This is a genomic window from Pseudomonas sp. CP4, from assembly GCF_047758505.1.
Taxonomy (GTDB): domain Bacteria; phylum Pseudomonadota; class Gammaproteobacteria; order Pseudomonadales; family Pseudomonadaceae; genus Aquipseudomonas; species Aquipseudomonas fluorescens_AO.
In genome coordinates this window covers 1,733,637-1,759,131 of record NZ_CP180489.1, presented here as the reverse complement: position 1 = coordinate 1,759,131, position 25,495 = coordinate 1,733,637, and the positions used below count along the sequence as shown (strand labels likewise).

At 59.1% G+C, this 25,495-nt stretch carries 28 protein-coding genes and 1 tRNA gene; 18 read left to right on the top strand and 11 right to left on the bottom strand.

Annotated elements, in window-relative coordinates; genetic code table 11:
• Position 1: 1 nt before the first annotated feature.
• Positions 2-943 carry a YgfZ/GcvT domain-containing protein gene (locus tag ACMYUN_RS07855; protein WP_415763399.1) on the bottom strand — a complete coding sequence of 314 codons (942 nt, stop codon included), beginning with the start codon at positions 941-943 and terminating at the stop codon, positions 2-4.
• A 150-nt stretch (positions 944-1,093) separates the two neighbouring features.
• On the opposite strand from ACMYUN_RS07855, the gene ACMYUN_RS07850 reads away from it, so the two are divergent.
• Together ACMYUN_RS07850 and ACMYUN_RS07845 are read left to right on the top strand one after the other, a co-directional pair.
• Positions 1,094-1,348 carry a succinate dehydrogenase assembly factor 2 gene (locus ACMYUN_RS07850; protein ID WP_007963266.1) on the top strand — a complete coding sequence of 85 codons (255 nt, stop codon included), beginning with the start codon at positions 1,094-1,096 and terminating at the stop codon, positions 1,346-1,348.
• On the top strand, positions 1,332-1,784 hold the full coding sequence (locus ACMYUN_RS07845; RefSeq protein WP_415763398.1) for a protein YgfX: 453 nt from the start codon (positions 1,332-1,334) through the stop codon (positions 1,782-1,784). Before ACMYUN_RS07850 ends, ACMYUN_RS07845 begins: the two co-directional genes overlap by 17 nt.
• Here ACMYUN_RS07845 and nadB read toward each other — a convergent pair.
• A complete protein-coding gene (gene nadB / locus ACMYUN_RS07840; protein ID WP_039760896.1) occupies positions 1,753-3,369 on the bottom strand; it encodes an L-aspartate oxidase in 1,617 nt (538 codons plus the stop codon). The genes ACMYUN_RS07845 and nadB overlap by 32 nt on opposite strands.
• 557 nt (positions 3,370-3,926) lie before the next feature.
• Between nadB and rpoE the strand changes: the two genes are divergently transcribed.
• The 4 genes from rpoE (at position 3,927) to ACMYUN_RS07820 (ending at position 7,742) form a co-directional block, all read left to right on the top strand.
• Positions 3,927-4,508, top strand: coding sequence for an RNA polymerase sigma factor RpoE (gene rpoE, locus ACMYUN_RS07835; protein ID WP_003172477.1), 582 nt, complete (start codon positions 3,927-3,929; stop codon positions 4,506-4,508).
• A 30-nt stretch (positions 4,509-4,538) separates the two neighbouring features.
• On the top strand, positions 4,539-5,126 hold the full coding sequence (locus tag ACMYUN_RS07830) for a sigma-E factor negative regulatory protein (RefSeq protein ID WP_008077804.1): 588 nt from the start codon (positions 4,539-4,541) through the stop codon (positions 5,124-5,126).
• Positions 5,127-5,134: 8 nt separating this feature from the next.
• On the top strand, positions 5,135-6,100 hold the full coding sequence (locus tag ACMYUN_RS07825; protein ID WP_122691665.1) for a MucB/RseB C-terminal domain-containing protein: 966 nt from the start codon (positions 5,135-5,137) through the stop codon (positions 6,098-6,100).
• Positions 6,101-6,308: 208 nt separating this feature from the next.
• The gene (locus tag ACMYUN_RS07820) at positions 6,309-7,742 is read left to right on the top strand and encodes a DegQ family serine endoprotease (protein ID WP_039760902.1); all 1,434 of its coding nucleotides are present in this window, start codon (positions 6,309-6,311) and stop codon (positions 7,740-7,742) included.
• Between the two features lie 78 nt (positions 7,743-7,820).
• Here the strand turns inward: ACMYUN_RS07820 and ACMYUN_RS07815 are convergent, their stop codons facing one another.
• A complete protein-coding gene (locus ACMYUN_RS07815) occupies positions 7,821-9,254 on the bottom strand; it encodes a M48 family metalloprotease (protein ID WP_039760903.1) in 1,434 nt (477 codons plus the stop codon).
• A 98-nt stretch (positions 9,255-9,352) separates the two neighbouring features.
• Here ACMYUN_RS07815 and ACMYUN_RS07810 point away from each other — a divergent pair, with 98 nt between their 5' ends.
• On the top strand, positions 9,353-9,592 hold the full coding sequence (locus tag ACMYUN_RS07810; protein WP_415763397.1) for a sulfurtransferase TusA family protein: 240 nt from the start codon (positions 9,353-9,355) through the stop codon (positions 9,590-9,592).
• A gap of 32 nt (positions 9,593-9,624) precedes the next feature.
• Positions 9,625-10,695 (top strand): AI-2E family transporter, encoded by a 1,071-nt coding sequence (locus tag ACMYUN_RS07805; RefSeq protein ID WP_016771268.1) that lies wholly within the window; start codon positions 9,625-9,627, stop codon positions 10,693-10,695.
• Positions 10,696-10,794: 99 nt separating this feature from the next.
• Here ACMYUN_RS07805 and ACMYUN_RS07800 read toward each other — a convergent pair whose 3' ends face one another.
• The gene (locus tag ACMYUN_RS07800; RefSeq protein WP_415763396.1) at positions 10,795-11,268 is read right to left on the bottom strand and encodes a peroxiredoxin; all 474 of its coding nucleotides are present in this window, start codon (positions 11,266-11,268) and stop codon (positions 10,795-10,797) included.
• Between the two features lie 10 nt (positions 11,269-11,278).
• Entirely contained in the window at positions 11,279-11,839 is a 561-nt protein-coding gene (locus ACMYUN_RS07795) for a glycine cleavage system protein R (RefSeq protein WP_042607411.1), read from the bottom strand.
• Positions 11,840-12,167: 328 nt separating this feature from the next.
• Here ACMYUN_RS07795 and dapA point away from each other — a divergent pair, with 328 nt between their 5' ends.
• From dapA to ACMYUN_RS07770, 5 genes are all read left to right on the top strand, one after another.
• A complete protein-coding gene (dapA, locus tag ACMYUN_RS07790) occupies positions 12,168-13,046 on the top strand; it encodes a 4-hydroxy-tetrahydrodipicolinate synthase (RefSeq protein ID WP_129998904.1) in 879 nt (292 codons plus the stop codon).
• Between the two features lie 17 nt (positions 13,047-13,063).
• Positions 13,064-14,179 (top strand): outer membrane protein assembly factor BamC, encoded by a 1,116-nt coding sequence (gene bamC, locus ACMYUN_RS07785; RefSeq protein WP_415763395.1) that lies wholly within the window; start codon positions 13,064-13,066, stop codon positions 14,177-14,179.
• A 6-nt stretch (positions 14,180-14,185) separates the two neighbouring features.
• The gene (locus ACMYUN_RS07780; protein ID WP_024012002.1) at positions 14,186-14,947 is read left to right on the top strand and encodes an MBL fold metallo-hydrolase; all 762 of its coding nucleotides are present in this window, start codon (positions 14,186-14,188) and stop codon (positions 14,945-14,947) included.
• A gap of 28 nt (positions 14,948-14,975) precedes the next feature.
• Positions 14,976-15,689 carry a phosphoribosylaminoimidazolesuccinocarboxamide synthase gene (gene purC, locus ACMYUN_RS07775; RefSeq protein ID WP_016771262.1) on the top strand — a complete coding sequence of 238 codons (714 nt, stop codon included), beginning with the start codon at positions 14,976-14,978 and terminating at the stop codon, positions 15,687-15,689.
• A gap of 84 nt (positions 15,690-15,773) precedes the next feature.
• Positions 15,774-15,863: transfer RNA gene (locus ACMYUN_RS07770), tRNA-Ser, on the top strand.
• Between the two features lie 237 nt (positions 15,864-16,100).
• On the opposite strand, the gene ACMYUN_RS07765 is transcribed toward ACMYUN_RS07770, so the two are convergent.
• From ACMYUN_RS07765 to ACMYUN_RS07755, 3 genes are read right to left on the bottom strand one after another with little or no spacing between them, the layout of a single operon-like run.
• Positions 16,101-16,466 (bottom strand): hypothetical protein, encoded by a 366-nt coding sequence (locus ACMYUN_RS07765; protein WP_415763394.1) that lies wholly within the window; start codon positions 16,464-16,466, stop codon positions 16,101-16,103.
• Positions 16,451-17,233, bottom strand: coding sequence for a hypothetical protein (locus ACMYUN_RS07760; protein WP_415763962.1), 783 nt, complete (start codon positions 17,231-17,233; stop codon positions 16,451-16,453). The genes ACMYUN_RS07765 and ACMYUN_RS07760 overlap by 16 nt, the downstream gene beginning before the upstream one ends.
• A 10-nt stretch (positions 17,234-17,243) precedes the next feature.
• Positions 17,244-17,789 (bottom strand): PAAR domain-containing protein, encoded by a 546-nt coding sequence (locus ACMYUN_RS07755; protein ID WP_415763393.1) that lies wholly within the window; start codon positions 17,787-17,789, stop codon positions 17,244-17,246.
• A gap of 286 nt (positions 17,790-18,075) precedes the next feature.
• Between ACMYUN_RS07755 and chrA the strand changes: the two genes are divergently transcribed.
• On the top strand, positions 18,076-19,431 hold the full coding sequence (gene chrA, locus ACMYUN_RS07750; protein WP_415763392.1) for a chromate efflux transporter: 1,356 nt from the start codon (positions 18,076-18,078) through the stop codon (positions 19,429-19,431).
• A gap of 1 nt (position 19,432) precedes the next feature.
• On the opposite strand, the gene ACMYUN_RS07745 is transcribed toward chrA, so the two are convergent.
• Both ACMYUN_RS07745 and ACMYUN_RS07740 read right to left on the bottom strand, forming a co-directional pair.
• Positions 19,433-20,263, bottom strand: coding sequence for a nickel/cobalt efflux transporter (locus ACMYUN_RS07745; protein WP_415763391.1), 831 nt, complete (start codon positions 20,261-20,263; stop codon positions 19,433-19,435).
• 8 nt (positions 20,264-20,271) lie between these two features.
• Complete coding sequence (locus tag ACMYUN_RS07740) at positions 20,272-20,571, bottom strand: metal-sensing transcriptional repressor (protein ID WP_415763390.1); 300 nt, start codon at positions 20,569-20,571, stop codon at positions 20,272-20,274.
• 291 nt (positions 20,572-20,862) lie between these two features.
• Here ACMYUN_RS07740 and ACMYUN_RS07735 point away from each other — a divergent pair, with 291 nt between their 5' ends.
• Positions 20,863-21,747, top strand: a complete 885-nt coding sequence (locus ACMYUN_RS07735; RefSeq protein WP_039760923.1) for a manganese catalase family protein — start codon at positions 20,863-20,865, stop codon at positions 21,745-21,747.
• A gap of 77 nt (positions 21,748-21,824) precedes the next feature.
• Positions 21,825-22,334: a ferritin-like domain-containing protein gene (locus tag ACMYUN_RS07730; protein WP_039760925.1), complete on the top strand. Its 510-nt coding sequence runs from the start codon at positions 21,825-21,827 to the stop codon at positions 22,332-22,334.
• A 49-nt stretch (positions 22,335-22,383) separates the two neighbouring features.
• On the opposite strand, the gene ACMYUN_RS07725 is transcribed toward ACMYUN_RS07730, so the two are convergent.
• Complete coding sequence (locus ACMYUN_RS07725) at positions 22,384-23,373, bottom strand: ribonuclease Z (RefSeq protein ID WP_415763389.1); 990 nt, start codon at positions 23,371-23,373, stop codon at positions 22,384-22,386.
• A gap of 218 nt (positions 23,374-23,591) precedes the next feature.
• Between ACMYUN_RS07725 and ACMYUN_RS07720 the strand changes: the two genes are divergently transcribed.
• Together ACMYUN_RS07720 and ACMYUN_RS07715 are read left to right on the top strand one after the other, a co-directional pair.
• Positions 23,592-25,169: a histidine kinase famiy protein gene (locus ACMYUN_RS07720; protein ID WP_415763388.1), complete on the top strand. Its 1,578-nt coding sequence runs from the start codon at positions 23,592-23,594 to the stop codon at positions 25,167-25,169.
• A 92-nt stretch (positions 25,170-25,261) separates the two neighbouring features.
• On the top strand, positions 25,262-25,492 hold the full coding sequence (locus ACMYUN_RS07715; protein WP_039760929.1) for a hypothetical protein: 231 nt from the start codon (positions 25,262-25,264) through the stop codon (positions 25,490-25,492).
• Positions 25,493-25,495: the final 3 nt, after the last annotated feature.

Here is a 25,495-nt window from a genome sequence, read left to right as displayed (position 1 = left end):
ATCAGCGCTGGATTTCGCGGTCGCGATCCAGTTCGTATGGCAGGTCGAGCACGTGCAACGCGGGGCCTTCGAGGGCGCCCAGACGCAAATCACCGGCTTCGGCAGCTTCGGCCTGCAACACGGCCAGGAGTTCAATGTTTCCCTCGGCATTGGCGGCCAGGACCACTTCGCCGATCGAACTGTTGTGGCTGGGTGCAAACAGTTGAGTGCCGGGCTCTGGCAATTCAGTCGCGTCGAGGCGCAAGCGGTACAGACGACGCTTGAGCTTGCCCAGGTACTGCATGCGCGCAACGATTTCCTGACCGGTGTAGCAGCCCTTCTTGAAACTCACGCCGCCGACCGCCTGCAGATTGAGCATCTGCGGGATGAACAATTCGCGAGTGGAAGGCATGACCTGACCGATACCGGCGCGGATCTGGCCCAGCAACCATTGATTCAGCCCGGCCTCGGGCAGGGTGGTCGACAGTTGGCTTTGCACGTTTTGCGCCTGAGCGGCAGGCACCCAGAGTTCGGCACGGTCGGGCGAGACGCGGATGGCAATCAGGCTTTCATTGCGCACAACGCTGTCGGTTTCGGCGGGCAGTGCCAGACCGAGGCTTGTCAGGGCTGCGTCGCCATGCGCCAGACCGAAGCGCACCCAGGCGGCGCTTTCATCGGTCAGTTTCGATTTGGAGAACACTGCGTACTTTTTCAGGTCGGCCAGTTGCGGCTCGAGCAGCTCGCTGGCCATCGCCATCACTACGCCGTCACCTTCCAGCAGGATGCGGAAGCTCGACTGCATCCGGCCTTTTTGCGTGCAGCGGGCGCCAAGGCTGGCGCGGGTGTCACTCAGGTAATTGATATTGCAGGTCAACTGGCCTTGCAGGAATTTTCCGGCGTCCGCACCGCGAACCGCGAGTACGCCTTCATGAGACAGGGTGCAGAAAAAAGCAGAATCGGCCATGGGTCATCGCAGGGTAAATAGACTGGGGCACATCATAAGGGGGCAGGGTTGAAATGGGTAGTTGATAAAGGATCAGGGATGCCCGACCAAAGCCGACTGTGCGGCCCGCGCCGGGGCTGTATACTGCCCGGCAAATTCGAGGAGGGCTCCATGGTCGAACAAGTTGAACTGAATCGCCTCTTTTGGCACAGCCGTCGCGGCATGTTAGAGCTTGACGTGCTGCTGGTGCCGTTCGTGCAGGAGGTCTATCCGCACCTCAATCAAGTGGATCGTGATCTGTACGTGCGTTTGCTGACCTGTGAGGATCAGGACATGTTCGGCTGGTTCATGGAGCGCAGCGAGTCGGAAGATCCCGAGCTGCAACGCATGGTCCGGATGATTCTGGATCGTGTCCAGCCCAAGTAATACGTTCGAATGCCGCTGGCATGCCTCACGGCAGTTGCTGGCGGCGTATCTGCTGGCCCAGGCGTTCGCCATGGGCTCGTTGTTTCTGCTGTCGATTCCACTCTGGGCCAGTATGGCTGGGGTTTTCGGCTGTTTTTTGCATGGCTTCTGGGTGATTCCGCGGCAGATTCTGCTGAGTCATCCGCAAGCATTCTGCGGATTACGGCGCGACGGCGATGGCTGGCAGGTCTGGAATCAGGCTGATGGCTGGCAAGCAGTGCAATTGCGCCCGGACAGTCTGGCGCTGCCATTGATCGTGGTGCTGCGCTTTCGCCTGCGCGGAGAGTGGCGGGTCAGGTCGATCTGCGTGCCGCGTGACTCGCAGGCGGCGGATCTGCACCGACGCCTGCGAGTGCGGCTCAAGTTCAGCCGGCGTAGGTGGGCGGCACCAGAATAGTGTCGAGCGCTTCGGGCAGCATATCCGGATAGTCGAGGGTGTAATGCAGCCCGCGGCTTTCCTTGCGTTCCATGGCTGAGCTGATCATCAATTCGGCAACTTGTGCCAGGTTGCGCAGCTCGATCAGGTCACGGCTGACTTTATAGTTGCTGTAAAACTCATCGATCTCATCCAGCAACAGACGCACCCGGTGCTGCGCCCGTTGCAGACGCTTGTTGGTGCGCACGATGCCGACGTAGTCCCACATGAATCGGCGCAGCTCATCCCAGTTGTGCGCGATGATCACATCTTCATCCGAGTCGGTGACCTGGCTGGCGTCCCAGACGGGCAGGGCGCTCGGCGCCGCGATATCATCCAGCTGCGCGAGAATGTCCGCCGCCGCCGAACGGGCGTAAACGAAGCATTCCAATAGCGAGTTGCTGGCCATGCGGTTGGCGCCGTGCAGGCCGGTAAAACTGGTTTCGCCGATGGCGTAGAGGCCGGGCACGTCGGTGCGCCCATGCTGATCGACCATCACGCCGCCACAGGTGTAGTGCGCGGCGGGAACCACCGGGATCGGTTGTCTGGTGATGTCGATGCCGAAGCCCAGGCAGCGCTCATAAACAGTCGGGAAGTGGCTTTTCACGAACGCTTCGGGCTTGTGACTGATGTCGAGATACACGCAGTCGACACCCAGACGCTTCATTTCATGGTCAATGGCCCGCGCGACAATGTCACGAGGCGCCAGCTCGGCGCGTTTATCGAAGCGATACATGAAGCGCTCGCCATTGGGCAGCTTCAGATGCGCGCCTTCGCCACGCAGGGCTTCGGTGATCAGGAAGCTTTTGGCTTGCGGGTGATACAGGCAGGTCGGATGGAACTGATTAAATTCCAGGTTCGCCACCCGGCAGCCGGAGCGCCAGGCCATGGCGATGCCGTCACCGCAGGCGCCGTCAGGGTTGCTCGTATAAAGATAGACCTTGGCCGCGCCGCCCGACGCCAGAATCACGAAACGTGCGCCGTAGGTATCGACTTCCCCGGTGGCACGATTCAGTACGTAGGCGCCGAGACAACGATCGCCTTCCATGCCCAAGCGGCGTTCGGTGATCAGATCGATGGCAACGCGCTGTTCCAGCAGTTCGATGTTCGCGCGCTCTTTGGCCTGGGCCAGCAAGGTCTTGAAGATCGCAGCGCCGGTGGCGTCGGCAGCATGGATGATCCGCCGATGGCTGTGGCCGCCTTCGCGGGTCAGGTGAAATTCGAAACCACCGTCTTCAGTGCCGGACTGTTCGTCGCGGGTGAACGGCACGCCCTGGTCGATCAGCCATTGGATGGCTTCGCGGCTGTGCTCGACGGTAAAGCGTACGGCGTCTTCATGGCACAAGCCGCCGCCCGCATTGAGGGTGTCGTCGACATGGGATTCGACAGTGTCGGTATCGTCGAGCACTGCGGCCACGCCACCCTGGGCCCAGAAGGTCGAACCGTTGGCGAGATCGCCTTTGCTCAATACGGCAATGCGCAGATGACCGGGCAAGGTCAACGCGAGACTCAAACCGGCAGCACCGCTGCCAATTACCAGAACATCGTGTTGGAACTGTTGGCTCATTTCAGGATTCCGCTCAAAGCGACCCGGGTCGGGGTTGGCGCAAGACAGCTGGATCGGCGAGTCAAGACAGCCACACAGCCCACTAGTATATAGAGGGGTTGGGCGGCACAATAGCCGGGCCCAGATGGCATTGTGAGACTACTGCGCGGTGAAAAGGGCTGTGCTTCGTCGGAAGATTTTTTTCACAGGTGTGGGAAAAGACACCTGTATCGGCGCTGAAACAGACTTTTCCGCCCACGGTTGCGCAATCTCAGGTGGGTACGGCTATAAATAATTGGAACTTTTGCCAAAGGGCCAAGATCAATAGACGGTGCCAGAAACCACGGACAGTGTCGGCTTCAGTGCGGAATCTGCGTTTGGATTCCTGCCGGCGAAACCGATAACAAGATTATTCGCGCAGCCGGTTTATCCCGCGCTGCGTTTTTCGTGCGTGCCAAATCAGAGCTCGCAGGAAACTTGCTTGGAGGGGGAGAACTTTTGCGAAAAGCCCGAGTCTATGTTTGCAAGTCTGGTCGTTTAGTAATGCAAGTCTCCTCCGGGCTTATCGAGGAGTGTTCATGCTAACCCAGGAAGAGGATCAGCAGCTGGTCGAACGCGTTCAGCGTGGCGACAAGCGAGCTTTCGATCTGCTGGTGCTGAAATATCAGCACAAAATTCTCGGGTTGATCGTGCGTTTTGTGCACGACACCCATGAAGCCCAGGACGTTGCTCAGGAAGCCTTTATCAAGGCGTATCGGGCACTTGGAAATTTCCGCGGTGACAGTGCGTTTTATACGTGGCTGTATCGTATTGCCATTAACACGGCAAAGAACTACCTGGTTTCCCGCGGCCGTAGGCCGCCGGATAGCGATGTAAGTTCAGAGGATGCGGAGTTCTACGATGGCGATCACGGCCTCAAGGATCTCGAATCACCGGAACGCGCATTGCTGCGGGATGAGATCGAAGGCACTGTCCATCGAACCATTCAGCAACTGCCAGAGGATTTGCGTACGGCTTTAACTTTACGTGAATTCGATGGTCTGAGTTACGAGGACATTGCGAGCGTCATGCAGTGTCCGGTGGGTACCGTGCGCTCCCGGATTTTCCGCGCTCGGGAGGCCATCGACAAAGCCCTGCAACCGTTGTTGCAGGAAAACTGAGACAGCGGCGACAGCCAAGAGAGGAACGCCATGAGTCGTGAAGCCCTGCAGGAATCGCTGTCCGCAGTGATGGATAACGAAGCGGACGAACTGGAATTGCGTCGAGTGCTCAGCGCACTGGATGATGTTGATACCCGTGAGACCTGGGCTCGTTACCAGATCGCTCGGGCAGCCATGCACAAGGATCTGCTGCTTCCGCGTCTGGATATCGCTGCGGCAGTATCTGCTGCGCTGGAAGACGAAACGGCTCCGGCCAAAGTATCCCGCAGCCCATGGCGTAACCTGGGTCGCCTCGCTGTTGCCGCTTCGGTAACCGTGGCCGTTCTGGCCGGTGTTCGCCTGTACAACCAGGACGAAATCGCTGGTGTTGAGCTGGCCCAGCAGTCGAATCAGCCTACTCTGGCCACTCCACAGGTCAAGGGTCCGGCAGTTCTGGCTGGCTACAGCGAAAGTTCGGAAGCGACTGGCCCGATGGCCAATGGCGTTCTGCAAGGTCAGCCAGGCTGGCATGATCAGCGTCTGCCAGGCTACCTGCGCCAGCACGCTCAGCAGGCTGCACTCAAGGGAACTGAAAGCGCGCTGCCATACGCACGTGCCGCAAGCCTGGAAAACCGTTAAGGAGGATCATGCGCGCCATCCCTCTACTTTCGCTTCTGCTCAGTGGCTGGTTCATTGTTCCAGCCCACGCTGACGAGGCCCAGGACTGGTTGACCCGTCTGGGCCAGGCCGAGCAGCAGCAAAGCTTTCACGGTACTTTCGTTTACGAGCGCAACGGCAGTTTTTCCACGCACAACATCTGGCATCGCGTCCAGAATGGTCAAGTCCGCGAGCGGTTATTGCAGCTCGACGGCTCGGCTCAGGAAGTCGTGCGCATTGATGGGCGTACTCAATGCGTCAGCGGCACCCTGATTGCGGGATTGGGTGATTCACCCAACGCTGCCGCCCGTGCGCTGGATCCCAAAAAGCTGAAGAATTGGTATGACCTTGCCGTCATTGGCAAGTCGCGTGTGGCCGGTCGCGATGCCGTGATCGTGTCACTCACGCCTCGTGATCAGCACCGCTACGGTTTCGAGCTGCATCTGGACAAGAAGACGGGGCTGCCGCTCAAGTCGTTGCTGTTGAACGACAAAGGGCAGTTGCTTGAGCGTTTCCAGTTCACCAGCCTCGACACTGATGAGATCCCGTCGGACAAGGACTTGTTGGCAGACGCCGATTGCAAGCCGATCAACATCGCAAGCGACAAGGCTTCTGCAGCCAAGACCGTGCAAAACTGGCGTTCGGACTGGCTGCCGCCAGGCTTTGAGCTGACCAGCAGCAGTTCGCACAAAGATGCGCAAACCAAGACCCAAGTCAGCAGCCTGATGTATGACGATGGTCTGGCGCGTTTCTCGGTGTTCCTTGAACCGTTGAATGGCGCAACCGTCACTGACACCCGCACTCAGTTGGGCCCCACCGTCGCGGTATCCCGTCGCCTGACCACGCCGCAAGGCGAAATGATGGTCACGGTTGTCGGCGAAATCCCGATTGGCACCGCCGAACGAATCGCTCTATCGATGCGTAACAACGATGGCGCTGCGACCAGCAAGCAGTGAGCTGATTTCAGTCATTTCCACTTCGTCGTCGAGACGTCGAAATGTTTGCTGAGCATTTTCATTTGCAAAACCCCTGAAAATTTTTTATAGGTCAGAGCCTCACGGCTCTGGCCTTGTTTGTTGTTCCCGGAACAAAAATGCCGGTCTGTGGTTTCCGGTGTTCCTTTGCTCCATATCGCTTAACCCTGCTCGTCGTAACGGGAGCTGTATGTCGATACCAAGTTTAAAGTCTTACCTTTCCATCTTCGCCACCGTGCTGTTGCTCGGTCAGGCGGTGCCTGCTGCGCAAGCGGCCGATCTGCCTGATTTCACCCAGTTGGTCGAACAAGCGTCGCCCGCGGTGGTGAACATCAGTACCACGCAGAAACTGCCGGACCGTCGCGTGAATCAGCAGATGCCGGATCTGGAAGGCCTGCCACCGATGCTGCGCGAATTCTTCGAGCGCGGCATGCCGCCTCAGCAGCGCTCGCCGCGTGGCGACGGCCGCCAGCGTGAAGCGCAATCGCTGGGTTCAGGATTCATCATTTCGCCGGATGGCTACATCCTTACCAACAACCACGTGATCGCCGATGCCGACGAAATCCTCGTCCGTCTGGCTGACCGCAGTGAGATGAAAGCCAAGCTGGTCGGCACCGATCCACGTTCGGACGTGGCCTTGCTGAAAATCGAAGGCAAGGATCTGCCGGTGCTCAAGCTCGGCAAATCCCAGGACCTGAAGGCCGGCCAGTGGGTCGTCGCGATCGGTTCGCCATTTGGCTTCGACCACACTGTGACCCAAGGCATCGTCAGCGCCGTGGGCCGCAGCCTGCCGAACGAAAACTATGTACCGTTCATTCAGACCGACGTGCCGATCAACCCGGGCAACTCCGGTGGTCCGCTATTCAACCTGAACGGTGAAGTGGTCGGCATCAACTCGCAGATCTACACCCGCTCCGGTGGTTTCATGGGCGTGTCGTTCGCCATCCCGATCGACGTGGCGATGGACGTTTCCAATCAGCTCAAAAGCGGTGGCAAAGTCAGCCGCGGCTGGCTGGGCGTGGTCATTCAGGAAGTGAACAAGGATCTGGCCGAGTCGTTCGGTCTGGACAAGCCGGCCGGCGCCCTCGTTGCACAGATTCAGGATGACGGCCCCGCGGCCAAGGGCGGCCTGCAGGTTGGCGACGTGATCCTGAGCATGAACGGTCAGCCGATCGTCATGTCCGCAGACCTGCCGCATCTGGTCGGTGCGTTGAAGGCTGGCGCCAAAGCCAATCTGGAAGTGATTCGTGAAGGCAAGCGCAAAAACGTCGAGTTGACCGTCGGCGCAATCCCGGACGAAGACAAAGAGCTGGACGCGTTGCCGAAATCCGGCGCTGAAAGCAGCAGCAATCGTCTCGGCGTTGCAGTCGGCGAATTGACCGCCGAGCAGAAGAAAACCTACGACCTCAAAGGCGGTGTGGTGATCAAGGAAGTGCAGGACGGTCCTGCGGCCCTGATCGGTCTCCAACCGGGTGACGTGATCACCCACCTGAACAACCAGGCCATCGGCTCGGCCAAGGAGTTCACCGACATCGCCAAGGCGTTGCCGAAGAACCGTTCGGTGTCGATGCGCGTGCTGCGTCAGGGCCGTGCCAGCTTCATCACCTTCAAACTGGCTGAATAAACCAGCTACAAGGTAAAAAGAAACCGCCTCGAAAGAGGCGGTTTTTTTGTGTCTGCAGCTTCTACCTTGCGGGGAAACTCAGCCCATCATGTCCTTGACCATGCGCTCCTGCTCCATCAGCTCGCGCTGACGGGCGTCGATGCGCGAGGACAGCGGGAAGTTGTTGCCGGCCTTGCGCTTGGCGAAGTCCAGTTGCTGAATGGCCTGGCGGTAATCGCCGACCAGCGCAAAGTACTCAGCGCGCGCCTGATGCAGGCCAATGATGTTGCCCGACAGGCCGCGAGTTTCGGCAACCTGATACCAGACGTCCGGATCATCCGGGCGGGTCTTGAGCAAACTGTCTAGCGCCTTCTCGGCATCGGCGGCGCGATTCTGTTTCAGCAGCAGATCGACGCGCACCTGATTCAGCGGGTAATTGCCGGGGTATTGAGTGAGCATGCGATCGACCCGCGATTGCGCATCCGGCAGGCGATTGTTGGTGATGTCCAGATCGACCTGAGCGAGGTTGTAAATGATTTCGTTCGGCGACTTGGCCAATAGCTGCTTGAGGTTCTCGCGAGCTTCGTTGAGCTGGCCGCCCTTGATTTGCGCGATGGCCAAGCCGTAACGCGCCACATCGTTTTTCGGATTCTCATCGAGCAGGGCGCGGAAACGCTTGGCGCCCAGTCCCGGGGTTTCCTCATAGATCAACTGCACGCGCGCACGAATCAACTGATAACGCATGCTGTCTTCAATGCCGCCCGGTTTCGCCTGCTCGGCGCGGTTGCGAGTGTCAGCGATACGCGATTCGGTGACCGGGTGAGTCAGGAGGAATTCCGGCGGCTTGGCGTCGAAGCGATACTGGCGCATCAGTCGTTCGAACATGGTCGGCATCGAACGCGGGTCGTAGCCGGCCTTTTCCAGATTGAGAATGCCGATACGGTCCGCTTCCTGTTCGTTCTGCCGCGAGAAGCGTCGTTGTTCCTGCAATGCCGCAGCCTGAGTGCCGGCAATGGTAGCGATGCCGGCATCACCGCCACCAGCCGCGGCGATGACGATGCCGGCGAGCAAAGCGGCCATCATCGGCACCTGCATTCTTTGTGACGCTTCGACGCCGCGAGCAAAGTGACGTTGCGACAAGTGCGCCAGTTCGTGAGCGAGCACCGAGGCGTATTCACCTTCGGTCTGGGCGTTGAGGAACAGACCGCCGTTGACCCCGACCACGCCGCCCGGTGCAGCGAAGGCGTTGAGTTGCGGGCTGTTGATCAGGATGAATTCCAGGCGTCGGTCGGAGACCTGGCTGGTCTCCACCAACTTGTAGACGCTGGATTCGACGTAATCCTTGAGCTGCGGATCGTTGAGCTGGGACACCTGACTGCGCAGCATGGCCAGCCAGGCACGGCCGAGCTGGTATTCCTGTTGCGGCGAGACGATGGCAGAACTGGCGTCGCCGAGTGACGGCAGATCGTCGGCAAAGCCTGGTGAGGCGAGCAGGCAAGCGAGCGTCAGCAGGGTAGGGCGCAGAAAAGTCATGCACAAAGCCTTGGAGGACAAAGACCTTACTGTAGCCGGACACCGAAGCCGCGACCAGATATTCTAGGCAGCTCGACAACCTGAACCGGAGTGCCGCAATGACCGACGCTGTAGCCCACGACGTGGAACTGGACGCCAGTGGCCTGAACTGTCCGTTGCCGTTGCTCAAGGCAAAAATGGAGCTCAATAAAATGCAAAGCGGCGCCGTACTCAAGGTCATCGCCACCGATGCGGGCTCACAACGGGATTTCCGTACCTTTGCCAAACTGGCCGGTCATGCGCTGTTGCGCGAAGAAGACGAGGCTGGCGTCTACCGTTACTGGTTGAAAAAAGCCTGACGCGAGCGCGTTAACGATCGAAGGGAATATTGATGTTCAAAGTGTTACGCGACTGGATTCAGCGCTACTTCTCCGATGAAGAAGCCGTGGTGCTGGCGGTGCTGCTGTTTCTCGCCTTCACCGCCGTGCTGACTCTTGGCGGCATGCTTGCGCCGGTGCTGGCGGGAATGGTGCTGGCGTATCTGATGCAAGGCCTGGTGGTGACGCTTGAGCGGCTGCGTGTACCCGGTGGCGTGGCGGTGGGCCTTGTCTTTGCGCTGTTCATGGGCGCGCTGATGCTGTTTATCGTCGTGGTGCTGCCATTGCTCTGGCATCAGTTGATCACGCTGTTCAACGAACTGCCGGGCATGCTCGCCAAGTGGCAATCGCTGCTGCTTCTATTGCCCGAGCGCTATCCGCATCTGGTGTCTGACGAGCAAGTCTTGCAGGCGATCGAAGCGGCGCGGGGCGAGATTGGCAAGTTTGGCCAGTGGGCACTGACCTTTTCGCTGTCGAGTTTGCCGCTGCTGGTGAACATCATGATCTACCTGGTGCTGGTGCCGATTCTGGTGTTCTTCTTCCTCAAGGATCGGGCGATGATCGGCGAGTGGGTGCGCGGCTATCTGCCTCGCGAGCGCGCGCTGATCACCCGCGTCGCCCAGGAAATGAACCGGCAGATCGCCAATTACATTCGTGGCAAAGGCATCGAGATCGTGATTTGCGGCGGCGTGACCTACATCGCCTTCATCGCGCTGGGCCTGAACTATGCGGCGCTGCTAGCGTTGCTGGTCGGCTTGTCGGTGGTGGTGCCGTATGTCGGTGCGGTGGTGGTGACCGTGCCGGTGCTGCTGATTGCACTGTTCCAGTGGGGCTGGAGCGACCAGTTCATCTACCTGATGGCGGTCTACGGGATCATTCAGACGCTGGATGGCAACGTACTGGTGCCGTTGCTGTTTTCGGAAGCAGTGAATCTGCATCCGGTGGCAATTATCTGCGCGGTGCTGTTGTTTGGCGGGTTGTGGGGATTCTGGGGCGTGTTTTTTGCGATCCCGCTGGCGACGCTGTTCAAGGCTGTGCTGGATGCGTGGCCGCGCAAGGAGCCGGTGGTGGCGCCGTTGCTTTAAAAGCAAAGATCGTCCGATCGCGGCCCGAGCCTTCGGCAGCTCCTACATTTGGAATGCTTTCCCCATGTAGGGGCTGCCGAAGGCTGCGGTCTTTTGATCTTAGGCTTTGTTCAGGGTCTCAGCCGCCGCCAGCACGGCATCAACATGCCCTGGCACTTTCACGCCACGCCATTCCTGACGCAGCACACCGTCCTTATCAATCAGGAAAGTGCTGCGATCAACGCCCAGGTATTCCTTGCCATACAGCTTTTTCAGCTTGATCACGTCGAACAACTGGCAAACCGCTTCGTCCTTGTCACTGATCAGTTCGAAGGGGAATTCCTGTTTGCCTTTGAAGTTTTCGTGCGATTTCAAACTGTCACGGGAAATGCCAAAGACTTCGGTGTTGGCAGCCTTGAAAGCCGCATATTGATCACGGAAGCCCTGACCCTGAGTGGTGCAGCCCGGGGTGCTGTCCTTCGGGTAGAAATAGATCACCACTTGCTTGCCCTTGAGTTCGGACAGGCTGACGGTCTGCCCGCTGGTCGCAGGCGCGGTGAAATCCGCAACCGGTTGGTCGATGACAACGGCCATGAAAGCTTCCTTACATTGGGTTTTGTGGGCGCCAAGGCTCGATCAGCGCATCCAGGTTCATCGCGTCGGCGAAGTCGAGGAACTGATCGCGCAGCCAACTGATCTGGGTACCGGCCGGCAGGGTTACGGTGAACGTGGCGTTGAGCATGGTGCCGCCGGTCTGTGGCGCCTGATAGGTATCGCAGGTGAGGTTTTCCAGTTCGACGTTGTGGTCCATGAAGAACTGGCACAGCTCATTGATGATGTCCGGGCGATACGCCGAGCTGACGTAAGCCACGTAAGGCAGCGCCTGTGGGCGATTTTCCAGAGCCGCGCTGCGTACCACGTTGACAGTGAACGCATGACGCTTGGCCAGCAATGGCAGGCTGCCTTCGAGGCGCGCGAGGGCGTCCCAGCTGCCGGAAACTTCCAGCACCAGGGCGCTGCACTCGCCGTGGCGGGTCAGGCGAGAGGTGACGACGGCGCAGCGGTTTTCATGGCTGGCGCGGCACAGGACGTTGGTCAGCTCCATGGGGTTGGCGCCGAGGGCACTGATGACAAGGAATTGTTCGCGAACTGTGGGGGTGGACATGCAGCATTCCTAAAGCGATGAGCGGTCGGTAGGTTGACGGGCGTTGGTGGCCGGGAGTGCCTGTTCTGGCGGTCCGTATAAAGAGACCCGGCCGGCGCTCGCGGCTCGCTCCACTGTGCGGGAGCGCGTCGATGCGGCGCAGGAACGGGCCCTGGGAGGCCGAAAAGGGAGGCTGAAACCCGGCGTACAAGCTGATCTGTACCGATCAAAGTCTGAAGGGTAGCGAAAAGCGGCGCCAAGGGGAATGGCGGCGGCGCAGTACTTCGCTTGTGCAAGCATCTTGGCGCCAGTACCATTACCGCTCTCTTTTTCCGGCAGGAGCGGTTTCATGATTGCGGGCAGTATGGTGGCACTGGTCACTCCCATGGATGCACAAGGGCGTCTTGACTGGGACAGCCTCAGCAAACTCGTGGACTTCCACCTCAAGAACGGCACCCATGCCATTGTCGCCGTCGGTACAACCGGCGAGTCGGCCACCCTTGATGTAGAAGAGCACATCGCCGTCATCAAAGCCGTGGTCAAACAGGTTGCCGGGCGCATTCCGGTCATCGCCGGCACCGGCGCCAATTCGACCCGCGAAGCCGTCGAGCTGACCCGCAACGCCAAGGCCGCCGGCGCCGATGCCTGCCTGCTGGTGGTTCCTTATTACAACAAGCCGACCCAGGAAGGCCTGTACCAGCACTTCAAACACATCGCTGAAGCCGTCGACATTCCGCAGATTCTCTACAACGTTCCCGGCCGCACCTCCTGCGACATGCAGGCCGAGACGGTGATTCGCCTGTCCACCGTGCCGAACATCATCGGCATCAAGGAAGCCACCGGCGACCTGAAGCGCGCCAAAGCGATCATCGATGGCGTGAGCAAGGATTTCATCGTGCTGTCCGGCGACGATCCGACCGCTGTCGAGCTGATCCTGCTGGGCGGCAAAGGCAACATTTCGGTCACCGCCAACGTCGCTCCGCGCGAAATGGCTGACCTGTGCGAGGCCGCGCTGAAGGGCGACGCCGATACCGCACGGGCAATCAACGAAAAACTGATGCCGCTGCACAAGGACCTGTTCATCGAAGCCAACCCGATTCCGGTGAAGTGGGCTTTGGTCGAAATGGGCCTGATGCACGAAGGCATCCGCCTGCCACTGACCTGGCTGAGCACCCCTTGTCATGAAACGCTGCGCACGGCCCTGCGCCAGTGCAGCGTCCTGGTTTAATTGAGGAAGTACAACGCATGAAGCGAATGGCCGGACTTTCCGCACTTGCCTTGATTATCTCCAGCACCAGTGGCTGCGGATGGGTCTGGGGGCCGGAAGGTTATTTCCGCGACCGTGGAAGCGATTACCTGCAAGCGCAACAGACTGCACCGATGCAATTGCCACCGGATGTGAGCACTGCCAAACGTCTCGATCCGCTGTTGCCGATCCCGCGCAACGTGGCCGATGACACCGCGACGGGCGAATACATTGTCCCGCGTCCTCAGCCGTTGTCGGCGGTTGCAGATGCCACTGATTACTCGCTGCAGAAGAGCGGTGATTCGCGTTGGGTCGTGGCCCAGCACCCGCCGGCCGAAGTCTGGCCAGTGGCGCTGCAGTTCTTCCAGGACAACGGTTTCCGTCTGGATGAACAGCGTCCGCAGACCGGTGAATTCACCACCACCTGGCAGCACTCCGACGAGCTGTCCGCGTCGATGGCCAAGCGCCTGAGTGCGGCCGGTATCGCCAGCGACAGCGAAACCCGCGTGCGCGTGCGCATCGAGCCGGGCGTGCAGCGCAACACCAGTGAAATCTACGTGGTCAGCGCCGAGCGTCCTGCCGGCAGCACGGCCGACGTGGCCTTCACCAACCGTTCGGTCAACACTGGCCTGGACGCTGCGTTGGTCGACGACATGCTCGCGAGCATGAGCCGTACTTCCGAGAAAGGCGGTTCGGTGTCGATGCTGGCCTCGCGTGATTTCGATGCGCCGAGCCGCGTCAGCCTCAGCGAAGACGGTAGCGGCAACCCGGTGTTGAACGTCGGTACCGATCTGGACCGCGCTTGGTCGAGCGTCGGCCGTGCGCTGGAACAGGGCGAATGGCGCGTTGAAGACATCAACCGCAGCCTGGGCCTGTACTACATCAACCTGGCCGAAAAAGCCGAGAAGAAAGACGACAAGCCTGGCTTCCTCAGCAGTCTGTTCGGCAGCGCGCCGAGCAAGGAAGAAGTCGAAGCCCGTGCCGAGCGCTATCAGGTTCGCCTGAGCAAGGTGGGCGAGAACATCCAGGTCACCGTCGAAAAGAACATCAACACCGTCGCGCCGGCCGATGTCGCGCGTAAAGTGCTGAGCGTGATTCAGGACAACCTGGGCTGATCCGATATGCGTTTTGCCGTTCTCGGCAGCGGTAGCCAAGGGAACGGCACGCTGATCGCCAGTGCTGATACGTATGTGCTGGTGGATTGTGGTTTTTCCCTGCGGGAAACCGAAAGACGCCTGTTGCGCCTGGGTGTGCACCCAGCGCAACTGAGCGCGATACTTGTGACCCACGAACATGCCGACCACGTGCATGGCGTGGGTTTGCTGTCTCGGCGCTACAATCTGCCGGTCTACCTCAGTCGCGGCACGTTGCGGGGGATGCGCAAACCGCTTGAACCGGCGGGCTTTCTGGCCGGCGGCGAGCAACTGCAGATCGGCGCACTGAACGTCGGGGTCATTGCCGTGGCCCATGACGCGCAGGAGCCGACCCAGTATGTCTTCAGCGATCAGGAACAGCGGCGCTTCGGCCTGCTGACCGACCTGGGGTCGTTCTGCGAGCGGGTGCTGGATGGCTATCGGGATCTCGATGCGTTGATGATCGAGTCCAACCATTGCCGCGACATGTTGGCCCGTGGTCATTACCCGTACTTTCTCAAGCAGCGGGTGGGCGGCGAACGCGGACATCTGAACAACCATCAGGCGGCATTCCTGGTGGCCGAGTTGGGCTGGCAGGGTTTGCAACACCTGGTTCTGGCCCATCTGAGCAGCAAGAACAACCTGCCGCAGCTGGCCCGGCAATGTTTTGTCGACACCCTCGGGTGCGACCCGGACTGGCTGCAACTGGCCGATCAAGATTCAGGGCTCGACTGGCGCCACATCGCCTAGCCCACCTACTTAGCAAGCGGAGCCCATCATGGAAAAACGTGAAGAACTCTACCGCGGCAAAGCCAAATCGGTTTACAAGACCGACGACGCTGACCGCTTGATCCTGCTGTTTCGCAACGACACCTCGGCGTTCGACGGCAAGCGCATCGAACAGCTCGATCGCAAAGGTATGGTGAACAACAAGTTCAACGCCTTCATCATGCAGAAGCTCGAAGCGGCCGGCGTGCCGACCCAGTTCGACAAACTGCTGGGCGACAACGAATGCCTGGTGAAGAAGCTCGACATGATCCCGGTGGAATGCGTCGTGCGTAACTACGCCGCCGGCAGCCTGGTCAAGCGTCTCGGCGTCGAAGAGGGCATGAAGCTCAACCCGTACACCTTCGAATTGTTCTTGAAGGACGACGCCAAGGGCGACCCGTTCATCAACGAATCCCACGTCGTGGCATTCGGTTGGGGCACCGCCGAGCAACTGGCGCGCATGAAAGAACTGTCGCTCAAGGTCAACGAAGTCCTGAGCAAACTGTTCGACGACGCCGGCCTGCTGCTGGTCGATTTCAAGCTTGAATTCGGCGTGTTCAGCGACGGCTCCATCGTCCTCGGCGACGAGTTCAGCCCGGACGGCTGCCGTCTGTGGGACAAGGACACCAAGAAGAAGATGGACAAGGACCGCTTCCGCCAGGGCCTCGGTGACGTCATCGAAGCCTACGAAGAAGTCGCCGCTCGTCTGGGCGTACCGCTTTAATCGACGCAAGCATCTGATAGCACGGAAAAAATTTCGTTTGGGGGGTTCGCAACCAACGAAAGTGTTGTTATGATGCGCGCCGTTGGAGAGATGCCAGAGTGGCCGAATGGGACGGATTCGAAATCCGTTGTACCTTCACCGGTACCTAGGGTTCGAATCCCTATCTCTCCGCCATTATTGAACAAGACGAAGCCCCCGTAATCATTGCTGATTACGGGGGCTTTTTCGTTTTGGTGTTAAATTTAGGGCGTGTGCCGATTGAGTGTTCTTTGCGTTGTTATCAAAGCGCCTGGTTCGCCTCATCGGTCAGTCAAACGAAACGCGTGCGTCGGTGACGGTTCGGACAGAGAGCAATTGCTTTCTCCACTGTGTCATCACCGTCATCCGCCAGGCGAACTATGTGGCATTGAGCTATTGAGATTTTGAAAATTTCGCAAGTTCCTCCCAGATGTAACCATAGCTGTAGCGTAGCCATGCAACCTTTAACACGTGTAAACGGCGTCGTAGCCAACTGGTTTCCCGTGCTTGGAGTTCTTCGGCTATTTCGTTTAATAACCACTCATCCTGGAAACCACTCCAAACAGGCGGGACGGGCGTTTCAAGATTACTGAAACACACAGGGGCAACCTCAGAGTACAGGATGTGCTCAACAACCTCGGGATCAAAACCTCGGATTCGCTCTGCAATGGACCCATAGTCAACGGCGCTGTCTACAAAGGCTTCTGCCAGCGCGATCTGGATGCGTGCTCGATCCGCATCAGTCAGAATATGTCCCAATGGGCCAGCTCCTCTAACTCTGCGTCGAACGTATCGGCGGCAACTCCGCCGGCAATGCCACCGGCGATGCTTCCAATGAGAACAACTGCTATGGCGCAGGCCGGGGCTCCCGGCCCACAAATAGCGGAGATCCCCAAACCTGCCAGAAATCCACCCGCCGCACCTCCGCCCAGAATCGTGGCTTGACGAGCCGTCTCCTTGGCCTTGTCGTCTGCATTCAGTATCTGATAAGTGGCTAATACCGCTGTCAGGACAATTCCAACCTTGCCCATGACAGACATGATTTTAGTTCCAGCAGTGAACTTTGCATTAGCGCTGCCCGATCGTTCCAAAGCTCTGTACAAGACCTCTTTCTGTTGAGCCTTGGAAAGCTGGTCGTAGTTTTTTTTGAATTGAGCCTGGGATTTCTCATTTAGGATTTCGTTGTATGTGCGACCATTTTTTTTCTTCTTTTCCGCGATGGCCAGACCCTGTGCGGAGGTCATCTTGCGATGTTCGAACATGATTTTGTTGCGCATCTCGTTGCTGAACTTGGTCGCATCTTCAACGCTGATATTGCCGGCTTTCACGTCGGCGAATATTTGTTGGGACATTCGTCGAATATTGCGCTCGTAGTTTGCGCGGACGCGTTCATCCTTAATCGCATCAGTTGCGAAACGACTGGCTGCCCCTTCCATGCCAGCGACTGCCATCTCAAGGGGGGAGCGCTCGAGCGTATGTTCACTTTTGACAATATAGCTTCCAGTTACCAGGTTTGGTTCCGTCACAAGAATATCCTTATCCCAAGAAGTCATTCAGCAGTCCGTCAATACCTGCGGTCGTACAGGTATTCTCATGATGGGCGAATGCCAAGGTGTGGCACGTTTTTCCGGTGGGGTTGGAGAATTTGACCGAATTGTTTGCATCAAATACGCCGTGCATGGAAGAGCCATCGTCAAAGTGTGCCGTACAGGTGAGCCCTTCGTAGCTTTCTTCCGCGGGTATCTTAAAACCGATCCAATTCCCATGAATGACCATGGGTTTAGGCGGAATGAAGGGGGCAGGGGTATGGGAGCTTCCAATGATGACCGTACCCGAGCCACCGATTACGACGTCTCCGTGGCTACCGACAGTGCCGACTAGCGCAGCATTCTGGCCATTAATAAACACTGTGGAGGATACTGCGGAGGCTAACGCACTTCCGCAGGTACACTTGTCATCTTTGCGAGCGGCTGCGAGACCGTCGAAATACACATCAGGAGATCCGGACGCGATAGCTTTCGGTCCGTGCCCCGGGATTGGACAACTGGTTGGATCGGTGATGCGTGCCGCTGGTTTTGCCATCATTGACTCCCTGTCAGTGAATTACTGGGATGACTGTATCAGACTCGCTTTGAAAATCGGCCGCCGAAGGTGAGAGAGAAGGTTGCGTCCAAGGGATGAAAACGAGGTCGGAACCTCCCTTCGCCCTTTGCAATTGTAAGGGCCACGAATCCCTATCTCTCCGCCATTATTGAACAAGACGAAGCCCCCGTAATCATTGCTGATTACGGGGGCTTTTTCGTTTCTGGCGTTTTGTTCGTTACGCTTTTCGGGTACAACCTGCCGACTGCATAAAAGGAACAGCTCGATGAGTGAAGTTCAGCCGTTGGCGGGGGATGACGATGTGAAGCCGCAGGCCGTGAGTCTGCGCGAGGCTTTCTGGTTCTGGTTGAAGCTGGGCTTTATCAGTTTCGGCGGGCCGGCCGGGCAGATTTCGATCATGCACCAGGAGTTGGTCGAGCGGCGACGCTGGATTTCCGAGCGGCGTTTTCTGCATGCCTTGAACTACTGCATGTTGCTGCCGGGGCCGGAGGCGCAGCAGTTGGCGACCTACATCGGCTGGTTGATGCATCGAAGCTGGGGCGGCATTGTGGCCGGGGCTTTGTTCGTGTTGCCTTCGCTGTTCATCCTGATTTTCCTGTCGTGGCTGTACATCGCCTTCGGTGAAGTGCCGGTGGTGGCCGGGCTGTTTTACGGGATCAAGCCTGCGGTGACGGCCATCGTGGTGCAGGCGGCGCATCGCATTGGTTCGCGGGCGCTGAAGAACAATTGGCTGTGGGCGATTGCGGCAGTGTCGTTTACCGCGATTTTTGCGTTCAATGTGCCGTTCCCGCTGATCGTGCTGGGCGCGGCGGTGATTGGCTATTTTGGCGGACGCTTGGCGCCGGAGAAATTCAGGGCCGGCGGGCATAGCGCGGCGAAGAAGTCTTTCGGTGCGGCGTTGATCGACGACGACACGCCAACTCCGGCGCATGCCCGTTTCAGCTGGACGAAACTGGCCATGCTCGCCGTGATTGGCGCCGCGCTCTGGGCATTGCCGATGGGCGTATTGACCGCGCTGTTCGGCTGGCAGGGCACGTTGACGCAAATGAGCTGGTTCTTCACCAAAGCTGCGCTGCTTACCTTTGGCGGAGCTTATGCGGTGTTGCCCTATGTCTATCAAGGTGCGGTCGGCCACTACGGCTGGCTGACCCCGACGCAGATGATCGACGGCCTGGCGCTGGGCGAAACCACGCCCGGGCCGCTGATCATGGTGGTGGCGTCTGTCGGTTTTGTCGGGGCTTATGTGACGCAGGTGTTCGGTGCCGATCAGGTGTTTCTTGCCGGAGCGGTTGCCGCCGCGCTGGTCACTTGGTTCACCTTTCTACCCTCATTCCTGTTCATCCTCGCCGGCGGCCCGCTGGTGGAGTCGACGCACGATGAACTCAAATTCACCGCCCCGCTGACCGCGATCACCGCTGCGGTGGTTGGGGTGATCCTCAATCTGGCGTGTTTCTTCGGTTATCACGTGCTCTGGCCGCAGGGCTTCAGCGCCAGCCTGGACTGGCCGTCGGCGTTGATTGCGATTGCCGCGGCCATTGCGCTGTTTCGCTTCAAGCGCGGGGTGATTGAGGTGCTGCTGGGATGTGCGCTGATCGGGTTGGTGGTGCATTTGCTGCGTTGATTCATGCGGTCAGGCCCAGCCAGCCGTGGAAACCGACGTAAAGCCCAACCGCGATAATCAGAACGCCAGACACATACGGCGCCCTCCGCGCCAATGTGCCCAACCACGGCCAACGATTGGACGCCTGTCTGGCGCCAATCGCCGCCGCAGCTCCCACGGTCACCAGAGTGATCGCCAAGCCGATGCTGAAACACAACACCAGCATGCCGCCCAGCGCGACCTCTTTGACTTGCAAACACAGCAGCAGAACGGTGATCGCGGCGGGGCAGGGGATCAAACCGCCGGTCAAACCGAATACAACAATCTGCCCCGTTGTCACTTCGCGATGGCTAAAGCGCTTGCGAATATCCTCGGCATGCGCGCGCTCATGGGCGTCCTGATAACCGTCAACTGCCAGCGCCAGACCTTCCGATTCGGTGTGACCATGGTGATGCTTGTGATCATGATCGTCATGATGATCATGCCCATGAGCAACGTTGAACATCCGCTCACCCCGCCAGGTCCGCCACAACATCCATAGCGCAATCGCAATGATCAACGCCGCAGACGCCAGCTGAAAGTACGGCTCGGAGGTCTGCGCATCCAGCCCGGCGCCCAGGTACATTCCGCCAATCGCCACCAGCCAGACCACCGCCGTGTGCGACAACGTCGCGGCCAGGCCCAACAGCACGGCCTGTTTGACCGAGCCACGAATGGCGACGATGAACGCCGCCATCATTGTTTTCGAATGGCCCGGTTCCAGGCCATGCAAAGCGCCGAGCAGAACCGCACTGGGGAAATACAGCCAGGCGTTGGCCCCGCCTTGTTGCAGCAGTTGAGCAAAATCGGGCATGTCGGAACCTAGAGGTATTTGGTGATTTGTTTGAACGCTTCCAGCGGTGCGCGCTCGCCGTTGCCCAGTGCCGAGACGGTGTCTTCCAGGCAATGGTCGATGTGATCCTGAATCAACGTGCGCTTGGCCTGGCAGATGGCTTTTTCAACCGCGTGCAGTTGCTGGGCGATGTCCACGCACTCGCGGCCTTCTTCGATCATCGTGATGATGCCGCGCAAATGACCGTCCGCACGCTTGAGGCGTTTGATGATTGCTTCGTGACTTTGGTGAACATGAGCATGCCCGTGTTCGTGTGTGTGCCTACTCATTTTTTGCACCTCGAAGCAGATCTGAACGTGCGCCAACGCTATCCCCCCTGGGGGGATACTAACAAGCCCTGAAACAGCGCGTCGTGAACCCGTTGCTGTGTGATTAGTTCCGCTCAATTCAAAGCGAGCAGCGCAAGCGGCACACCGCCGTTTCGCTTGTTGGCGCGATTCAAACCATTTGTCCTGTCACTTCAAATTTTTTGAAATTTCCGCGAAGACAATGCTTCACAAAAGGGTAGGCAGGCTTTTAACCCACGACTTGCCACGCTTATCCGACTGAGGAGATTTGTCATGTTTCTACATAACAAGCGACTTCAATACACCGTTCGTGTCGCCCAGCCCAATCCGGGACTGGCCAATCTGTTGCTCGAGCAGTTTGGCGGTGCACAAGGTGAACTGGCGGCGGCTTCGCGCTATTTCACTCAAGCGCTGGCCGAGGACGATCCGGGACGCAAAGACCTGCTGATGGACATCGCCACTGAAGAACTCAGCCACCTGGAAATCATCGGCTCGATCATCGTCATGCTCAACAAGGGTGCCAAAGGCCGGATGGCCGAAGGTGTCGAGCAGGAGGGTGAGCTGTATCGCTCTTTGAATGGCAATGGCAATGACTCGCACATCACCAGCCTGCTCTATGGTGCCGGTTCGCCGTTGACCAACTCGGCCGGTGTGCCCTGGACGGCGGCATACATCGATACGATCGGCGAGCCCACCGCCGACATGCGCTCCAACATCGCTGCAGAAGCGCGGGCGAAGATTGTTTACGAGCGCTTGATGAACGTGACCGATGACCCCGGCGTGAAAGAGGCGCTGGGCTTTCTGATGACCCGCGAGATCGCCCACCAGTTGTCGTTCGAAAAAGCCCTGCATTCGATTCAGCCAAACTTCCCGCAAGGCAAGCTGCCCGGCATGCCTGAGTTCACCAACGTCTACTTCAACATGTCGCAAGGCACCGAAAGCATGCGCGGGCCGTGGAATCAGGGCGACGATTGGGAGTTTGTCGAAAGCCCAACGCCGGCGGTCGACGGCGGTGATGGCCTGGCCACCGTGCAACTGGATAGCGCCGACGAAGCGCTGCTGGAAAACATGAAGATGCGCACCATGTCCGATCCCAACAGCGAGCCGGTTACCGGTGCGGATCTGGGCTCCGGCGCGCAGGCTAAACCAGGCTTGTAAGGCACGTGGGGCGCGCCGGACATCAGGCGGCGCGCCCCGGTTGATCACTGTGAAATCATCAAGAAGAGGATTCGACAATGGCTACTCCACAGGAAAACCTGCTCGACTGGCTGCGTGATGCCCATGCCATGGAGCAACAGGCCGAGCAGATGCTCAAGGCGCAATCCAAGCGCCTGGAGCATTACCCGCAGCTCAAGGCACGCATCGACCAGCACATCGAAGAAACCCTCGGCCAGCAGAAACTCATCGACGAATGCCTGCAACGTCTGGGCGGTGATTCGTCAACGATCAAGGACTTGGGCGGCAAACTGATGGCGTTCGGTCAGGCGGTTGGCGGCTCCTTGATGAGCGACGAAGTGATCAAGGGCGCCATGGCCGGCTACGTTTTCGAGAACATGGAGGTTGCCAGCTACACCGTGCTGATCGCAGCGGCGAAAGCAGCGGGGGACACGCAGACGCAGAAGGCCTGCGAACAGATTCTGCCGCAGGAAGTGGCCATGGCTGAATGGCTGCTCAAGCATTTGCCGCAACTGACTGACGCGTTTCTCGAGCGCTCGGCGGATCCGGACAAGGAAGCCAAGAAGTAACCCTGCCCACCGGCGTCCGCCTGCAAACCGGGCGGACGCGGTATCAATGCTATGGCGCGACTTCCAGCGGTTTGCGCTCGATTGCCACGGGCTGCAAATGACCCAAGCGGTCGAGGTGATAGCGCTGAAGATCCCGCGCCAGAATCAGTCGGCCGTTATACAGCGCCGCCGCTTCGCTACGCACATCTTCGATCGACGGACTCAGCGCCGGGTTGGCCTGATAGCGTGCGCTGAAGTGCGTCAGCACCAGATTGCGCACCCCTGCGGCCTCGGCAAAACCGGCGATCGCAGCGGCGCTGCTGTGGCCGTAACTGGCACGAGCGCGGTCGATTGCTGCCTGCACGAATGTCGCCTCATGCACCAGCACGTCCGCCGATTGCGCCACTTCTGCCAGCAGTGCCGGGCGATCGTTATCGCCGCAAACGATGATGCGCCGATCAGGTCGCGCGCTCAGCAGATAGTCGCGAGCGTGCAGCATCCGCCCATCAACCGCCACGTCCTGACCATGGGCCAACTGACCCCACAGCGGGCCGCGTTCGATGCCCTCGGCGTCGAGGCGCCGCACGTCGAGACGCGGCTCCGGGTCGGATTCGGTAAACACATAACCGTGACACGGCACACGGTGCGACAACTCGACGGTCTGCACTTGGACGTTAACGTTGCGCCATTCGGTGAGCGTTTCCACCGCGTGCAGGTTGATCTCGAAGGGCAGATGCGATTGCGTCACCTCAAGACTCATTCTCAGCCACGGATGCAGCGCCGCCGGCAGAATAATGTCCAGCGGCCGCGAGCGTCCGGACATGCCGGTGCTCGCCAGCAGACCCGGCAAGCCCAGGCAGTGATCGGCGTGCACATGAGTGATGAAAATCGCTCGCAATTCACTCAGTGACAGCGGCGTGCGCAGCACCTGGTGCTGAGTGCCTTCACCGCAGTCGATCAGGTACCAGCCTTTGCCGGCAGATGCGATCAGTGCCGTGGCGCTGACATTGCGCTGGCGGGTCGGCACGCCGGCAGACGTGCCCAGAAACAACAAATCCACGGTGGTTCTCCCTGGCGGTTCGGATTTGACTATGCAGACTGCCAGACGCGGTAACCGCGTGCAGTGCTCGGTGTGCTTTCGACACTCAGCAACGCGATTCGGATCCATCGATATTGTGCGGCAACTCATCGGACACCCGTGCTGTCGGCGCCCGGCCTTGGCACTCTTCTCGCTGGTAATGGTCACAGCGAAACGCAATGAGCTTAGCGGAGGTTAGCTTGCCTAAAAAATCCAGACCGATCGTCGACCGCGCCGACGCAGCGGTCCTTTCGCAGGAACGCAAAGATTTGTTCTTCGCGGCGGTACAGGTCAGCCGCATGGCCATGATCGTTACCGACCCTGCGCAGCCCGACGATCCCATCATTTTCGCCAATAACGCGTTTCTTGAACTCAGCGGCTACGAGCTGGAAGAAGTGCTCGGGCGCAACTGCCGATTTCTGCAAGGCGAGCAGACTGATCGCGCCGTGTTGCAACAGGTCAAGCAAGCGCTGAAGCATCACCACGAAACCTGCGTGGAAGTGCTCAACTATCGCAAGGACGGCTCGTCGTTCTGGAACGAGCTGTTTATCGCGCCGTTATTCAACGAGCGCGGGCAACTGGTGTATTTCTTCGCCTCGCAAATGGACGTCAGCCGCCGCCGTGACGCCGAGGACGGTTTGCGTTACAGCGAAAACATGGAAGCACTGGGACAGTTGACCGGTGGCATTGCCCACGATTTCAACAATCTGTTGCAAGTGATGATCGGCTACATCGAGCTGATCCAGCACACCGCCAAGCGACCGAGCATCGATCCGCAGCGCATTGTGGTCGGCGCCGGTCACGCCCGCGCGGCGGCGGAAAAAGCTCGTCTGCTGACCCAGCATCTGCTGGCCTTTTCCCGGCGGCAACGGCTCGAAGGCCGGGTGATCAATCTCAATGCCTTGCTGGAGCGGTCAACGCTGCCGTCGCTGGAATCTGCTGCTCTGGAGCCACAGTTCGAACTCGCCGAAGACTTGTGGAATTGCCGCCTCGACCCGGCGCAGGCCGAGATGGCGCTGAACCATCTGCTGTCCAATGCGCGCGACGCGCTGAGTCAGCAGCGCCAGCCGATGATTACTGTGCAGACCCGCAATGTCATGGTGCCGGACGCAACGGATCCGCACCAGGCCGGATTGGCCGAGGGCCGTTACGTGTGCATCGCAATCGCCGACAACGGTGTGGGCATTGCTGCCGACGATCTTGATAAGGTCATGGAGCCGTTCTACACCACCAAAGAGGAGGGCAGCGGCGCCGGCCTCGGGCTGTCGATGGTCTATGGCTTCGTCAAGCAGTCCGGCGGCGTGGTCAAAATCGAATCGACGCCGGAACTCGGCACCACGGTGCGCCTGTTCTTTGCGGCCGACGACAGTCTGCCGACGGCGTTGGAATCGTCGCCCGATGCCGAAAAGCTCAAAGGCACCGAGCGCATTCTGATCGTCGAGGACCGTCCGGAGGTTGCTGAGCTGGCCCGTCTGGTCCTGTCCGAACACGGTTACCGCACCGACATCGCTGCAGATGCGCGCGAGGCGTTGGCAGTACTGCAGGGCGGCGATTATGACTTGGCGTTTACCGATCTGGTCATGCCCGGCGAGATGAACGGGCTGGCCTTGGCACGGGAAATCAGCCGGCGCTATCCGGCCATGAAAATTTTGCTCACAACCGGCTATTGCGCGGACGAGTCGACGCCCAATGAGCTGGCGGACAATGAATTCGAATTGATCGCCAAGCCTTACGCGCCCTTGGATCTGTTGCGCAAGCTGCGCTCGATGCTTGGCTGAAAAAAACGAACTGACAGCGCGCCTTCGGCGTCCATCCTAAAGACCGCATTGAGCAACCAGTGAGGGGATCGATCCCCGAGGAGATGTTGGCCGTGAGCGATTATCCGATGGACGAAACCGATTCCGATCACCGCAACCGCCAGTTCGGCCAGGCGCTGGGGCTGGATGCTGACGAGGTGGAGCTTTGGGTCAGCGCGATTGAGGAAGACGGCAGCGGCATGGGCTACGTCGTGCACTTTTCCAGCGAGACGCCGGTGGATGTGCTGGCCAAGGTGCAAGGGCTGGGCGAAGACCTGATGATCAATATCGGGCCGATTGACTGAGCG